This window comes from Pseudomonas sp. RIT411, assembly GCF_003057735.2.
Classification (GTDB): Bacteria; Pseudomonadota; Gammaproteobacteria; order Pseudomonadales; family Pseudomonadaceae; genus Chryseomonas; species Chryseomonas oryzihabitans.
Genome location: NZ_QBIZ02000003.1, coordinates 112,004 through 126,044, shown reverse-complemented (window position 1 = coordinate 126,044; position 14,041 = coordinate 112,004). Strand labels below are relative to the sequence as shown.

Genomic DNA, 14,041 nt, shown 5'->3' with positions numbered 1-14,041 from the left:
CACGAGTGGGAAGCGATCTTATTTGTTTATGATAACGGTTATCATTAAATCAGATAAGCGACGTCATTGTTCCGACAAGCGCTATCGCGATAACGCTTTCCCTGCCGACCGCCCCGTCCGTTGCCCAACTCACAGGCACAAAAAAGCCCGGCGAGCCGGGCTTTTCTGCGGCGGACCGGGATCAGCCCTTGTAGGCGGCCACGGCCTTGGTGATCTCGGCGCGGGCGGCGTCGGCATCGCCCCAGCCCTCGACCTTGACCCACTTGCCCTTCTCCAGATCCTTGTAGTTCTCGAAGAAGTGCTTGATCTGCTCCAGCAGCAGGGCCGGCAGGTCGGTGTATTCCTTCACGTCCTTGTACAGAACGCTCAGCTTGTCGTGGGGGACGGCGATCAGCTTGGCGTCACCGCCGGCTTCGTCGGTCATGTGCAGCACGCCGACCGGACGGGCGCGGATCACGGCGCCGGGAGCGACCGGGTAGGGGGTCACGACCAGCACGTCCAGGGGGTCGCCATCGTCGGCCAGGGTGTTGGGGATGTAGCCGTAGTTGGCCGGGTAGAACATGGGGGTGGCCATGAAACGGTCGACGAAGAGGGCGTCGCTGTCCTTATCGATCTCGTACTTGATCGGCGCGTGGTTGGCCGGAATCTCGATGGCGACGTAGATGTCGTTCGGCAGGTCTTTGCCGGCGGGAATCTTGCTGTAGCTCATGAACGGGTCCCTCTGGTCGGTTGGGAAAAGTGGCCGGGAGTATAGGCGCTTTCAGATCGGGGTTCGAGCCTCGGACCCCGGGGGTGTCGGCTGTTGCACGCTCGCCAGGCTGACGGCGAGACGCTGGCGCGGATCCTGGCGGAACAGCTGCTGCAGCTGAGCGTAGACCGCCGGATAGTGTTCGCCGAGCAGGTCGGGCGCGCTGAAGAAGTACTCGCAGGCGACGGCGAAGAATTCCTCGGGGCTTTCCGCCGCATAGGGATCGAGCGCGGTCTCGGCGTCCGGATCGGCGTCGAGTTGGCGATTGAGGTCGTCATAGGCGTGCTGCAGGGCGCCGGTCCAGGCCGCCTGGGGCATGCCTGGGTGCAGTGGTGGCTGACCGTTGCACAGGCCGCCGGCGAGCAGGTCGATGATGTGGGCGAATTCGTGGATGACCAGGTTGTAGGCCTCCCAGCCGCCACTGGCCTGGATGCCGGGCCAGGCCAGCACCACCTGGCCGCGATCCCAGGCTTCGCCGTCGCGTTCCTCGTCCCATTCGTGCTCCAGACCGCCCTCGTCGCGATGGCGCTGGGGACTGACGAAGGCGTCCGGGTAAACGACGATCTCGCGGACATTGGGATAGAGCACCGCTTCCGGCAGGTGCAGCAGCGGCAGCAGGGCCTGGGCGGCCAGCAAGAGGCGGTCGCCGTCGTCCAGTTCCAGCCCCTGGAGCAGGGTAAGGCGCTTCTCGGCGAGAAACAGCACGCAGTGCTCGCGCAGCCAGGCGTCTTCCGCGACGGTCAGACCATCGAGGATCGGCAGGCGCTGACGCAGGCGCGCCCAGAGCTCGTCGGCGATGGCGACCCGCGCAAGCAGGCGCCGCTCGCGCCAGGCGCGCCAGAAACCCAAGGACTCAGACTCCGCTCTGCACCGCGGCGCGTCGGCTCTTGATCAGACCGAGGATCATCGGCAGCAGGGAGATGCCGATAATGGCCAGCACCATCAGGGTGAGATTCTGCTTGATGAAGGGCACGTTGCCGAAGAAGTAGCCGAGGCTCACCAGACCACCGACCCAGAGCAGCGAGCCGAGCACGCTGTACGCCAGGAAGTAGGGATAGTGCATGCGGCCGACGCCGGCCACGAAGGGGGCGAAGGTGCGGATGATGGGCAGGAAGCGCGCCAGGGTGATGGTCTTGCCGCCATGGTGCTCGTAGAAGGCCTGGGTGCGCAGCAGATAGTCGCGGCGGAACACCTTGGAATGGGGGTTGCTGAACAGCTTGTCGCCGGCGAAGCGGCCGATCAGGTAGTTGGTGCTGTCGCCCGCCACCGCGGCGAACATCAGTAGTCCGGCCAGCAGATAGGGGTCCATGTCGCCGAGGGCGGAGAGCGCGCCGGCGATGAACAGCAGGGAGTCGCCGGGCAGGAAGGGCATGACCACCAGGCCCGTCTCGCAGAAGATCACGGCGAAGAGAATGGCGTAGATCCAGGTGCCGTACTGGGCGACCAACCCGCTGAGATAGACGTCGAGGTGCAGGATCAGATCGATCGGGTTGAATTCCATGGGGCGTGCCTACCGTGGTTGCGAGGGTCCGGCGGCGATTATAAAGGCAGCCGGGACCGGGTTTTGTGGCCTGGTCGAGATCGGCGCCGGGAAAAAACGCCAGCCGCTCAGAGGTCAGGGTAGGGCAAAGGTTCAGTCCCGCGCCCGGATGGGCGCGGGAGTGGCGAGCCAGGTCTCAGCTCAGCGCCATGTCGATCACCACCCGACCCTCGATGCCGCCGCCGTGCATGCGGGCGAAGATGTCATTGATGTTCTCCAGCGGTTCGGCGCTCACCGTGGCCTTGACCTTGCCCTCGCCGGCAAAGTCCAGCGCCTCCTGCAGGTCCAGGCGGGTGCCGACGATGGAGCCGCGCACCGTGGTGCCGTTGAGCACCATGTCGAAGATCGACAGCGGGAAATCGCCCGGCGGCAGGCCATTGAGGGCGATGGTGCCGCCGCGGCGGGTCATGCCGATGGCCTGTTCGAAGGCCTTGGGCGAGACCGCCGTGACCAGGGCGCCGTGAGCGCCGCCGATCTCCTTCTTGAGGTAGGCCGCCGGATCCTGCTCGCGGGCGTTGACCGTGACCTCGGCGCCCAGCCGGCGGGCGAGGTCGAGCTTCTTGTCATCCACGTCCACCGCCGCCACGTTGAGGCCCATGGCCCGGGCGTACTGCACCGCCATGTGGCCAAGCCCGCCGATGCCGGAAATCACCACCCAGTTGCCCGGCTTGGTATCGGTCATCTTCAGGCCCTTGTAGACGGTGACCCCGGCGCAGAGGATGGGCGCGATCTCGACGAAGCCGACGTTGTCCGGCAGGCGGCCGACGTAGCCGGCATCGGCCAGGGTGTATTCGGCGAAGCCGCCGTTCACCGAGTAGCCGGTGTTCTGCTGGGATTCGCAGAGGGTCTCCCAGCCGCCCAGGCAGTGTTCGCAGTGGCCGCAGGTGGAATACAGCCAGGGCACCCCGACCCGGTCGCCTTCCTTGACGTGGGTGACCCCCGCGCCTACTGCCACCACATGGCCGACGCCTTCGTGGCCGGGGATGAAGGGCGGATTGGGCTTGACCGGCCAATCGCCCTGGGCGGCGTGCAGATCGGTGTGGCAGACGCCGCTGGCGGCGATCTTGACCAGCACCTGGCCGGCACCCGGGGTCGGCACCTCGACTTCGCGGAATTCCAGGGGTTTGCCAAAGGCGGTGACGACAGCGGCTTTCATTGTTTTGGGCATGACGAGTCCCTCATGGAGGCATGATGCGTGGATGAAGCCAGACGGGGCCTGCGCCGGGACGCACCTGTCCACCACGGGCGGCCGTTGCGTCTAGCGTCGGCCACCCACGGGGAGGGGGTGTTGATCCAGGTCAGGCGGGAGGCGCGCCCCGACGTCCTGCTGAGGCGCGCGATCCAGGCGTCGTCTTCGCGGAGCGGCGTCGGCCCCGGGGCACAGTCAGTGGCGGCCGTACCCCGGGGTCTGCCGGTCGCTCCTAGAAGAAGCCCAGCGGATTGATGTCGTAGCTGACCAGCAGATTCTTGGTCTGCTGGTAGTGGTCGAGCATCATCTTGTGGGTTTCCCGGCCGACGCCGGATTTCTTGTAGCCACCGAAGGCGGCATGGGCGGGGTAGAGGTGGTAGCAGTTGGTCCAGACGCGACCGGCCTTGATGCCCCGGCCCATGCGGTAGGCGCGGTTGATGTCGCGGGTCCAGACGCCGGCGCCGAGGCCGAACTCGGTGTCGTTGGCGATGGCCAGGGCCTCGGCTTCGTCCTTGAAGGTGGTCACGCCGATCACCGGGCCGAAGATCTCTTCCTGGAAGACGCGCATCTTGTTGTGACCCTTGAGCAGGGTCGGCTGGATGTAATAGCCGCTGGCCAGGTCACCCTGCAACTTCTCGACGTTGCCGCCGGTGAGGAATTCGGCGCCTTCCTGACGGGCGATCTCCAGGTAGGAGACGATCTTCTCGAATTGCTGCTGGGAGGCCTGGGCGCCGACCATGGTGTCGGTGTCCAGCGGATCGCCACGCTTGATCTGGGCGATCTTCTTCATCACCGCTTCCATGAAGGGGGCGTAGATGGATTCCTGCACCAGGGCGCGCGAGGGGCAGGTGCAGACCTCGCCCTGGTTGAAGAAGCCCAGGACGAGACCCTCGGCGGCCTTCTCGATGAAGCTCGGCTCGGCCTGCATGATGTCTTCGAAGTAGATGTTGGGCGACTTGCCGCCCAGCTCCACGGTGCTCGGGATGATGTTCTTGGCCGCGCAGGAGAGGATGTGCGAACCCACCGGGGTGGAGCCGGTGAAGGCGATCTTGGCGATGCGGGTGCTGGTGGCCAGGGCCTCGCCGGCCTCCTTGCCATAGCCCTGCACCACGTTGAGCACGCCGGGCGGCAGCAGGTCGCCGACCAGTTCGACGAACAGGGTGATGGACAGCGGGGTCTGCTCGGCGGGCTTGAGCACCACGCAGTTGCCGGCGGCCAGCGCCGGGGCCAGCTTCCAGGCGGCCATCAGCAGCGGGAAGTTCCAGGGGATGATCTGGCCGACCACGCCCAATGGCTCGTGGAAATGGTAGCTGGCGGTCTTATCGTTGATCTCGGCGGCGCTGCCTTCCTGGGCGCGGATGCAGCCGGCGAAGTAGCGGAAGTGGTCGGCGGCCAGGGGCACGTCGGCGTTGAGCGTCTCGCGCACCGCCTTGCCGTTGTCCCAGGTTTCGGCGACGGCCAGTTTTTCCAGATTCTGTTCGATGCGGTCGGCGATCTTGAGCAGGATCAGCGAGCGGTCCTGCACCGAGGTGCGGCCCCAGGCATCGGCGGCGGCATGGGCGGCGTCCAGGGCGCGCTCGATGTCGGCGGCGTCGGAGCGGGGGAATTCACCGATCACCGAGCCGTTCACCGGGGAGGTGTTGGTGAAGTACTGGCCTTTCACCGGGGCGACGAATTCGCCGCCGATGTAGTTGCCGTAGCGGGCCTGCAGGGTCAGCAGGGCGTCTTGGGTGCCGGGAGCTGCGTAGCGCATGGTGGGTCTCCTGTTTGTTCTTGTATGAAGCGGCGCACCGATCCTGAGCAAGGTGCGGGCCAAGTCGGGCGAACCCGCATGGTTGCGGCCTTGCGGCCTGTCTCGGGGAAAGCCGCTCCCTGTCACTGTGACAGAGGTGTCACCCCTTGGCGTGACAGCCTGTCACCTGGGGGTGACAGAGTGCCCAGTCCGACCGATTTGGCCTATGCTGGGGGCCGCGCAGACGCCCCCGCGGAGGACAACAACAATGGCCGCCACCCCGTCCGATCGTCATGCCAGCCAGGTGCTCGAACTCGCTCGCGGCGCCGTCCTCGACGGCCCGGCCAGCGATCCGGCCATCGCCCGCTCCTGGCGGCGCTGTCTCGACGAACACCAGCTCGACCCGGCCGCTCCGGTAGCGCCCTGGGTGCTGGAGCGCGCCCGCTTCGACGAGCACCGCCAGCGCCAGCAGCGGGTCCTGCAGATCGCCCGTGGGCAGATGAATGCCCTGCACCAGCAACTGGGCGGCGCCGGCCATGCCGTGCTGCTCACCGATGCCCGCGGGCTGATCCTCGATTGCGTCACCGCCGAGGCCGAGCGCGAGACCTTCCAGCAGGCCGGGCTGTGGCTGGGCGCCGACTGGAGCGAGGCCTGCGAGGGCACCAACGGCATCGGCACCTGCGTGGTGGAGCGCCAGGCGCTGACCATCCATCGCGACGAACACTTTCGCAGTCGCCATACCCAGCTGACCTGCTCGGCCAGTCCGGTCTTCGATCCGGCCGGTGAACTGCTGGCGGTGCTGGACGTCTCCACCGCCCGCCAGGAAGCCTCGCGCCAGGGTCAGTTCCACACCATGGCGCTGGTCAATCTCTCGGCCAAGCTGATCGAGAGTTGCTACTTCCTCGACCGCTACGCCGACGGCTATCTGTTGCGCTTCCATGCCCAGGCGGCCTATGTCGGTCTGCTCAGCGAGGGACTGCTGGCCTTCGACGCCGAGGGTCGCGTCCAGGCCGCCAACGAGACCGCCCTGATGCTGCTGGGCCTGGCGCGTAGCGCGGTGCTGGGGCAGCGGATGGAGAGCCTGTTCGAGTTGCGGCAGGACGACCTGCTGGAGCGCGCCCGTCCGCAACCCAGCGCCTGCTGGGCGCTGCGTGGCCGCCAGGGCCAGGGCTTCCACGGCCTGGTGCGCGGTCCCCAGGTACGGCCGGTCACCCCGGTGGCGGTGCCCAAGGCGCCCCTGCCCAGCGGCATCTGCCTGGCCGATCCGGACCTGGCGCGGGATTTCACCCGCGCGCTCAAGGTCCTGGAGCGCGACGTGCCGGTGCTGCTGCACGGCGAGACCGGCACCGGCAAGGAAGCCTTCGCCAGCGCCCTGCACCGCGCCAGCAGTCGCGCCGGCCAGGCTTTCGTCGCCCTCAATTGCGCGGCCATCCCGGAGACGCTGATCGAAAGCGAGCTGTTCGGCTATCGCGGCGGCAGTTTCACCGGGGCGCGCAAGGAAGGCATGGCCGGCAAGTTGCAGCAGGCCGATGGCGGCATCCTCTTTCTCGACGAGATCGGCGACATGCCGCTGGCGCTGCAGACCCGCTTGCTCAGGGTGCTGGAAGAGCGCCAGGTGGTCCCCCTCGGCGGCGGTGCTCCGCGTGCCCTGGACCTGCGCCTGGTCAGCGCCAGTCACCGCGACCTGGAGGCCCTGGTGGCCGCCGGCAGCTTTCGCGAAGACCTCTACTATCGCCTGCGTGGCCTGGTGGTGACCCTGCCGGCGCTGCGCGAACGCAGTGACCGCGGCGAGCTGCTCGATCAGCTGCTGGCCGAAGAGGCGCGTGGCGAGTCGATCCGCCTCGATCCGGCCGCGCGCGCCTGCCTGCTGGCCCAGCCCTGGCCCGGCAACGTCCGCCAGTTGCGCACCGTGCTGCGCACCCTGGTGGCCCTCAGCGAAGACGGCCATATCGGCCTGGACGAGCTACCCGCCGACTGCCGTGGCGCCCGGCTGCCTCTGCCGTCCAGCGCGACGCCGGTCGACAGCGCCCGGGAGGAGCTGCGCGCGGTGCTGGACGACTGCCACTGGCAGATGACCCGCGCCGCCAAGCGCCTGGGGGTCAGTCGCAACACCCTCTATCGCTGGCTGCATCAACACGGCCTGCAGCGCCCCCAGGACTGAGAGCCTGTTCAAAGTCTGCTGCGCGTCGGCCAAACGGCGTTAAAAATGGCCTGGAAGGCCAGCCCCGTCGGAATGCTCATTTACTCTTTGTAAACTCGAGCGCGAGTCCGATCCGCTTCCTCAGCTATTTTCGCGGGGCCGCCTAGGCCTTGTTTGTCTCTAGCTCGCGAGCCTTTGAAAAGGCTCTAGCGCACCTTCTTGCACAGGTGGGCGATGCAGGGCGAGACGAACAGACCGCCCCGGTAGGCGCCGGCCAGGGTGCGGCTGGCGACCAGCAGCCACAGCAGGGCCAGCAGCACCACCAGCGCGGCGCCCAGGCCGGTGAAGAAGGGCGCCGCCAGGGCCTCGCCCAGGCGCAGGGTGGTCAGGGCATAGACGCCCAGGGGAAAGGTGAAGCCCCACCAGCCCAGGTTGAAGGGCATGCCCTCGCGGGCCTGACGCTGGGTCACCAGCACCGCCAGCGCCAGCCACCAGAGTCCCAGGCCCCAGAGCAGCAGCGCGCCCAGCAGGCCCAGGCCCCGGGCGATCTCGCCAATGCCGGCCAGGCCATGGGCGGCGAACACCGCGGGCGCCGCGCTGCCCAGTACCAGGAGACCCAGGGCACCGGTGGCGATCGGACCCAGCGCCAGCCAGCTCGACGCCGCCATACTGGCCGGCGGCAGCCTGTGCAGCGCCAGGCGCAGCAGCAGGATCACCAGCAGGCTGAGGGCGACCGGCACCGAATAGGCCCAGAGCACATAGCTGGCGACGAGTACGGTGAATTGCTCGCCGGCCGCCAGATGCGGCACCAGCAGGCCACCACCGGCCGCCGCCACCTCCGCGGCTACCACCGGCAACAGCCAGACGGCGGTCATCTGGTCGATGCGATGCGCCTGGCGGGTAAACATCAGATAGGGGATCAGCACCCCGCAGGCCAGTGCCATGGCCACATCCAGCCACCAGAGGCCGAGTGCCAGGGGCAGCACCGCCGCGCCCCAGCGCGGCAGGCCGAACAGCAGCAGGCCGTTGATCAGCGTGGCCAGGCCCATGGGGATGGTACCGATAGACATCGAGACGGTGGCGTGGGCGAAGATCTCGCGAGCCTCGTCGAAGAACAGCAGCCAGCGCGCGGCATAGAGCCCGGCGAACAGGCAGAACAACAGCACAGCGAGCAGCCAGAGGCCCTCGGCGAGGGCGGGCAATCCAGGCAACCGCCAGGGAAAGGCGGCCAGGGCGAGGGCCAGCACGCCGGTGCCCATGGTCACGGCGAACCAGTTGGGGGTGAACTGGCGGATGACCTCCAGGGGGCGGTCGAGCTGGCTGAAGGGTCTGAGGGCCTGCGCTGGGACAGCGGCGAAAAACGGCATGGCCGGGCTCCTGAAAGGGAAGGCCCTCAGGCTATGCCTGCTCGCTTATCATTAAAAATGAATGATCATGAAATATTAAACCATAGGATAGATAAGGCGCTGCCCGCACGGGGCAGACAGCGCCCAGGCATCAGGGCCTGGCCACGTGCCAGACCTGATTGACGCCATCCCCGGTGGTATCGCCCGGCTTGCTGTCCTTGACCCAGGTATACAGCGGCTTGCCCTGGTAGGCCCATTGCTGGCTGCCGTCGTCGCGGGTCACCAGGCTGTAGCCATCGGCCGCCTTGGCACCGGCGTCGGCCTTCAGGGGCGGCCAGTTCTGGGCACAGGGACCGTTGCAGGCGGACTTGCCCGCGCTGTCCTTGGCGAAGGTGTAGAGCGTCATGCCCTTGCCGTCGACGAGCACCTTGCCCAGGGCGGTGTCGGCGACCTTGGTCGGCGCGGCGGCCAGGGCCAGGCTGGCGAAGGAGAGAGTTGCAGCGATGATCAGCAGGTGTTTCAGCATGGTCGACCTCTTGTGCTTGTTATCAGGGCGAACGGAGCCTCGGCTACTTGGGCATCCGCAAAGCCAGGGATGCCTTGCGCACTCTAGTCGAAATCCTGCCGTCCGGGGCCGGCGCAGCGCCGGGTATCCGCGACGGCCATCGCTCCGGCGGCGCGGCCCCCCGTGCTAACCTTGCCGCCGTTCAATCTGCAGCGGAGCCCGCCTGTCATGCACATCCACATCCTCGGTATCTGCGGCACCTTCATGGGGTCGCTCGCGGTGCTGGCCAAGGAAGCCGGCCATCGCGTGACCGGCTCCGACGCCAACGTCTATCCGCCCATGAGCACCCAGCTGGAGGCCCAGGGCATCGAGCTGACCCAGGGCTACGATCCGGCACAACTGGATCCGGCACCGGACCTGGTGGTGATCGGCAACGCCCTGTCGCGCGGCAATCCGGCCGTGGAATACGTGCTGGATAAGGGCCTGCCCTATGTCTCCGGCCCCCAGTGGCTGGCCGAGCACGTCCTGCAGGGCCGCTGGGTGCTGGCGGTCGCCGGCACCCATGGCAAGACCACCACCACCAGCATGCTGGCCTGGGTGCTGGAGCACGCCGGCATGAGTCCGGGCTTTCTCATCGGCGGGGTGCCACAGAATTTCGGCATCTCGGCGCGCCTGGGCGGCACGCCCTTCTTCGTGGTGGAAGCCGACGAATACGACAGCGCCTTCTTCGACAAGAGGTCCAAGTTCGTCCACTACCGACCGCGAACCACCATCCTCAACAACCTGGAATACGATCACGCGGACATCTTCCCGGATCTCGCGGCCATCGAGCGGCAGTTCCACCATCTGGTGCGGACCATCCCCAGCAGCGGCCTGATCATCCACCCCACCGCCGAAACGGCCCTGGTGCGGGTGCTGGAGATGGGTTGCTGGACCCCGGTGCAGACCACTGGCGCAGGTGGCCAGTGGCAGGCCCGCCTGCTGGCCGACGACGGCTCGCGCTTCGAGGTGCTGTTCGACGGCGCGGTGCAGGGCACGGTGAACTGGGAACTGACCGGCCAGCACAACGTGGCCAATGCCCTGGCCACCCTGGCCGCGGCTCGTCATGTCGGCGTGGTACCCGGCCTGGGCGTCGCGGCCCTGAGCGAATTCCGCAGCGTGAAGCGGCGCATGGAAAAGGTCGCCGAGGTGCGCGGCGTGACCGTCTACGACGACTTCGCCCATCATCCCACCGCCATCGCCACCACCCTGCAGGGCCTGCGTGCCCGGGTCGGCAGCGAGCGGATCATCGCCGTCATCGAGCCGCGCTCCAATTCCATGAAGCTGGGCGCCCACCGTGACGGCCTGCCGGCCAGCGTCACCGGCGCCGACAGCGTCATCTGGTACGCCCCGCCGAATCTGGGCTGGGACCTGGCCGGCACCGCCGAGGCCTGCGCCGTACCGGCCGTGGTCTGCGATTCCCTGGAGGCGATCATCACCCGGGTCCAGGCCGAGCTGGACGGCCCCACCCACGTGGTGATCATGAGCAACGGCGGCTTCGGCGGCCTGCACGGCAAGCTGGCCGCCGCCCTGGAGCAGGCATGATGGCCGGCCCGGAACGCATCACCCTGGCGCTGACCGGCGCCTCCGGCTCCCAGTACGGCCTGCGCCTGCTGGACTGCCTGGTGCAGGAGGAGCGCGAGGTGCACTTCCTCATCTCCAAGGCCGCGCAGCTGGTGATGGCCACCGAGACCGACGTGGTGCTGCCGGCCAAGCCCCAGGCCATGCAGGCCTTTCTCACCGAATACACCGGCGCGGCGCCGGGCCAGGTGCGGGTGTTCGGCCAGAGCGACTGGATGGCGCCGCCGGCGTCCGGTTCCAGCGCCCCGGCGGCCATGGTGGTCTGCCCCTGTTCCACCGGCACCCTCTCGGCCATCGCCACCGGTGCCAGCAACAACCTCATCGAGCGCGCCGCCGACGTGGCCCTCAAGGAGCGGCGGCAACTGATCCTGGTGCCGCGCGAGTCGCCGTTCTCCAGCATCCACCTGGAAAACATGCTCAAGCTGTCCAACCTGGGCGTGACCATCCTGCCGGCCTCGCCGGGCTTCTACCACCAGCCGCAAACCCTCGATGACCTGGTGGACTTCGTGGTGGCGCGCATCCTCAACACCCTGGGCATCCCCCAGGACATGCTGCCGCGCTGGGGCGAACATCACCTGTCCGGCAACGATGACTAGGTTCTGTACGAAAAGTCGCCGAGCGAAGGTCAGGCAAGGCAAAAATCAGCGAGGAAGCGGACCGGGCTCGCGCTCGAGTTTACGAATGGTAAATGAGCATTCCGACTGGGCTGGCATTCCAGCTGATTTCTAACGCAGCATCACCGAGCGCAGGCAGTTTTCGTATAGAACCTAGGGCCGTCGCGCGCCTCGGCCTGCTGCTAACGACTGTCCTGGTCCTCGGCGGCTGCGCCACGGCGCGCACCCTGGACGCCGCCAAGCCCGGCGCGCCGGTGGTCTATGCCGGCACGCGGCTGGATCTCTATGCTCTGCAGGGCGGCTGTTGCGCTTGGGAGCGCTTTGGCGCCGAGGCACCGGCCTGGCCGGTACTGGACCTGCCTGCCAGCGCCCTGCTCGACACCCTGCTGCTGCCGCTGTCCCTGCCGGCCGCCATCGGTGGGCGCGGCAGTGTGCGTGGCGGCCTCTAGAACGCCTTCAGCAACTCGCCGAGCCTGGCCATGGCCGCCTCGCTGCGGGCGTCCCAGGGATGCCCGCAATTGAGTCTGATGCAGTGGCGAAAGCCCTGCTGCGCGGAAAAGATCGGGCCCGGCGCCAGGCTGATGCCTTCGGCGAGGGCCTGGCGGTAGAGCGCCAGGCTGTCCACCCGGGTGGGCAATTCGAACCAGAGAAAGTAGCCACCCTGGGGCCGGCTGACGTGGGTGTCGGCGGGAAAGTAGCGCCGCGCCGCAGTCAGCATGGCCTGGCGCTGGCGATCGAGACTCACGCGCAGACGACGCAGGTGGCGATCGTAGCCGCCGTGCTGGAGGTAGTCGGCCAGGGCGGCCTGGGCCGGCATCGAGGGGGTGATGGTGGTCATCAGCCGCAACCGCGCGACGGCGCCGGCCTGGCGACCGGCGGCGATCCAGCCGATGCGATAGCCGGGCGCCAGGCACTTGGAAAAGGAGCCGCAGTGCAGCACCAGACCGTCGCGGTCGAAGCGCTTGACCGGGCGATGCGGTTCGCTGCCGCTGTAGAGTTCGGCGTAGACATCGTCTTCCAACAGCGGAACCTGATGGCGTTGCAGCAGGCCATAGAGGCGCTGCTGGGCGCTATCGTCGAGACTGACCCCGGTGGGATTCTGCAGGCCGCTCATGAACCAGCAGGCCTTGATCGGCAGGCGACTCAGGGCTTCTTCCAGGGCGTCCAGGTTGAGCCCGCGCTCGGCATCGACGGGAATCTCTACCGCCTTGAGCTGCAGCCGTTCCAGCACCTGCAGGCTGGCGTAGAAGGCCGGACTTTCCACCGCCACCAGATCACCGGGACGGGTCAGGCTCTGCAGCCCCAGATTCAGCGCCTCCAGGGCGCCGTGGGTGATCACCAGTTCTTCGCCGACCTCCGGCATGCCGGCCAGGCCGTAGCGCCGGGCGATCTGCCGGCGCAACTCGGGATGACCGGGGGTGACGTAGGCGGTGAGGTCCTGGGCGGGCAGGTCGCGCAGGCCGTGGGCCATGCTGCGAGCCAGGCGCGCCAGGGGAAAGAGATCGGGGCTGGGAAAAGCCGAGCCGAAGGGCACGATGTCCGGATCCTGCAGCGACTGCAGCACCGAATAGACCAGATCGCTCACCGCGACCTCGGTGCCTTCCAGAGGCGCCAGCAACGGCGCCGCGTCCCGCGCCCGGGCCGGTTCGCGGACGAAATAGCCGGACCGCTCGCGGGCCTCGATCAGCCCGCGACTCTCCAGCAGGTAATAGGCCTGGAACACCGTGGAGGGGCTGATGCCATGGGTCTGGCTGGCGCTGCGTACCGAGGGCAGCCGCTCGCCCGGGGCGAGGACACCGCGGGTCATCAGGGTGGCGAGCTGGTCGGCGAATCTTTCGTAGCGCTTCATGCAGGGCCAGGGCAGGGGAGACCGTCACTATAGCGAGCCGGGCCCCATCTGATCCGGTTTTTCATGTGTCTACCTGCTGCTGTAACGCGGGCGGCGGGAGGCCTAAGCTTTATCCATCCCTTTCTGGCATCCCTCGGAGGCAGCCATGGACGATGGTATCTTCATGATTCTCTTCAGCCTGCTCGCGCTCATCCTGCTCGGCGGCGGCTACTACGCCTGCGTGGTGTTGAACAAGGACCGGCGCGACGTGGAAAAGAACGATCAGCTGCGCTGATCGGCTACCTCGCAGACATCCACCCAGCGCGCCTCGCTGAGGGCGGCCAGCCGCTCCGGGGTGAGGCGCACGCAGCTGTGGATGGCACCCGCGGCCGGTAATACCTCGTCGAAGGCTTTCAGCGATTCGTCGCAATAGACCGGCAGCGGTGTGGCCAGCCCGAACGGGCAGACGCCGCCCACCGGATGCCCGGTGAGGCCTTCCACGGTGGCGGCATCGAGCAGCTTGGCCTTGCCACCGAAGGCGACCTTGAGCTTGCGGTTGTCCAGGCGCGCATCGCCGCGAGCCACCAGCAGCAACTGCTGCTCCCCGACTTTCAGCCCCAGGGTCTTGGCGATCCGCCCCGGCTCCACGCCGTGGGCGGCCGCCGCCAGGGTGACGGTTGCGGTACTGGTGGTGGCCTCGAGGATCTCGAGATCGGGAGCGATGCAGGCAAGGTGCTGGCGGACGGAGTCGAGGCTCATGGGGCTTCCCGTGCAGGTAA

Annotated in this window: 14 protein-coding genes; 5 read left to right on the top strand and 9 right to left on the bottom strand. The window is 67.6% G+C overall.

What is annotated here, in order from left to right; all coding sequences use genetic code 11:
* Positions 1–181 precede the first annotated feature (181 nt).
* The 5 genes from ppa to DBY63_RS05885 all read right to left on the bottom strand — a co-directional run bounded on the left by ppa (position 182) and on the right by DBY63_RS05885 (position 5,230).
* Positions 182–709 (bottom strand): inorganic diphosphatase, encoded by a 528-nt coding sequence (ppa, locus tag DBY63_RS05905; protein ID WP_007161198.1) that lies wholly within the window; start codon positions 707–709, stop codon positions 182–184.
* A 51-nt stretch (positions 710–760) separates the two neighbouring features.
* A complete protein-coding gene (locus DBY63_RS05900; RefSeq protein ID WP_108581485.1) occupies positions 761–1,597 on the bottom strand; it encodes a M90 family metallopeptidase in 837 nt (278 codons plus the stop codon).
* A gap of 4 nt (positions 1,598–1,601) precedes the next feature.
* On the bottom strand, positions 1,602–2,249 hold the full coding sequence (locus DBY63_RS05895; RefSeq protein WP_007161196.1) for a DedA family protein: 648 nt from the start codon (positions 2,247–2,249) through the stop codon (positions 1,602–1,604).
* A 175-nt stretch (positions 2,250–2,424) separates the two neighbouring features.
* Positions 2,425–3,456: an alcohol dehydrogenase AdhP gene (gene adhP / locus DBY63_RS05890; protein ID WP_058791004.1), complete on the bottom strand. Its 1,032-nt coding sequence runs from the start codon at positions 3,454–3,456 to the stop codon at positions 2,425–2,427.
* A gap of 253 nt (positions 3,457–3,709) precedes the next feature.
* Complete coding sequence (locus DBY63_RS05885; RefSeq protein ID WP_007161194.1) at positions 3,710–5,230, bottom strand: aldehyde dehydrogenase family protein; 1,521 nt, start codon at positions 5,228–5,230, stop codon at positions 3,710–3,712.
* A gap of 247 nt (positions 5,231–5,477) precedes the next feature.
* On the opposite strand from DBY63_RS05885, the gene DBY63_RS05880 reads away from it, so the two are divergent.
* The gene (locus DBY63_RS05880) at positions 5,478–7,370 is read left to right on the top strand and encodes a sigma-54-dependent Fis family transcriptional regulator (protein ID WP_027598866.1); all 1,893 of its coding nucleotides are present in this window, start codon (positions 5,478–5,480) and stop codon (positions 7,368–7,370) included.
* A gap of 185 nt (positions 7,371–7,555) precedes the next feature.
* On the opposite strand, the gene DBY63_RS05875 is transcribed toward DBY63_RS05880, so the two are convergent.
* Together DBY63_RS05875 and DBY63_RS05870 are read right to left on the bottom strand one after the other, a co-directional pair.
* Positions 7,556–8,716 carry a C4-dicarboxylate ABC transporter gene (locus DBY63_RS05875; RefSeq protein WP_108581484.1) on the bottom strand — a complete coding sequence of 387 codons (1,161 nt, stop codon included), beginning with the start codon at positions 8,714–8,716 and terminating at the stop codon, positions 7,556–7,558.
* A gap of 130 nt (positions 8,717–8,846) precedes the next feature.
* Positions 8,847–9,221 (bottom strand): hypothetical protein, encoded by a 375-nt coding sequence (locus tag DBY63_RS05870; RefSeq protein ID WP_108581483.1) that lies wholly within the window; start codon positions 9,219–9,221, stop codon positions 8,847–8,849.
* A gap of 207 nt (positions 9,222–9,428) precedes the next feature.
* On the opposite strand from DBY63_RS05870, the gene mpl reads away from it, so the two are divergent.
* The 3 genes from mpl to DBY63_RS05855 all read left to right on the top strand — a co-directional run bounded on the left by mpl (position 9,429) and on the right by DBY63_RS05855 (position 11,883).
* Positions 9,429–10,784, top strand: a complete 1,356-nt coding sequence (gene mpl / locus DBY63_RS05865; protein WP_108581482.1) for a UDP-N-acetylmuramate:L-alanyl-gamma-D-glutamyl-meso-diaminopimelate ligase — start codon at positions 9,429–9,431, stop codon at positions 10,782–10,784.
* Entirely contained in the window at positions 10,784–11,416 is a 633-nt protein-coding gene (gene ubiX, locus DBY63_RS05860) for a flavin prenyltransferase UbiX (protein ID WP_108581567.1), read from the top strand. Before mpl ends, ubiX begins: the two co-directional genes overlap by 1 nt.
* A gap of 194 nt (positions 11,417–11,610) precedes the next feature.
* Positions 11,611–11,883, top strand: a complete 273-nt coding sequence (locus DBY63_RS05855; protein ID WP_027601095.1) for a YceK/YidQ family lipoprotein — start codon at positions 11,611–11,613, stop codon at positions 11,881–11,883.
* Here the strand turns inward: DBY63_RS05855 and DBY63_RS05850 are convergent.
* Positions 11,880–13,283 (bottom strand): PLP-dependent aminotransferase family protein, encoded by a 1,404-nt coding sequence (locus tag DBY63_RS05850; protein ID WP_108581481.1) that lies wholly within the window; start codon positions 13,281–13,283, stop codon positions 11,880–11,882. The genes DBY63_RS05855 and DBY63_RS05850 overlap by 4 nt on opposite strands.
* A gap of 145 nt (positions 13,284–13,428) precedes the next feature.
* On the opposite strand from DBY63_RS05850, the gene DBY63_RS25160 reads away from it, so the two are divergent.
* Positions 13,429–13,557 (top strand): hypothetical protein, encoded by a 129-nt coding sequence (locus DBY63_RS25160; RefSeq protein WP_007161186.1) that lies wholly within the window; start codon positions 13,429–13,431, stop codon positions 13,555–13,557.
* Here DBY63_RS25160 and DBY63_RS05845 read toward each other — a convergent pair.
* On the bottom strand, positions 13,545–14,021 hold the full coding sequence (locus DBY63_RS05845; protein WP_108581480.1) for a YbaK/EbsC family protein: 477 nt from the start codon (positions 14,019–14,021) through the stop codon (positions 13,545–13,547). The two genes, DBY63_RS25160 and DBY63_RS05845, sit on opposite strands and share 13 nt — an antisense overlap.
* Between the last annotated feature and the right edge of the window lie 20 nt (positions 14,022–14,041).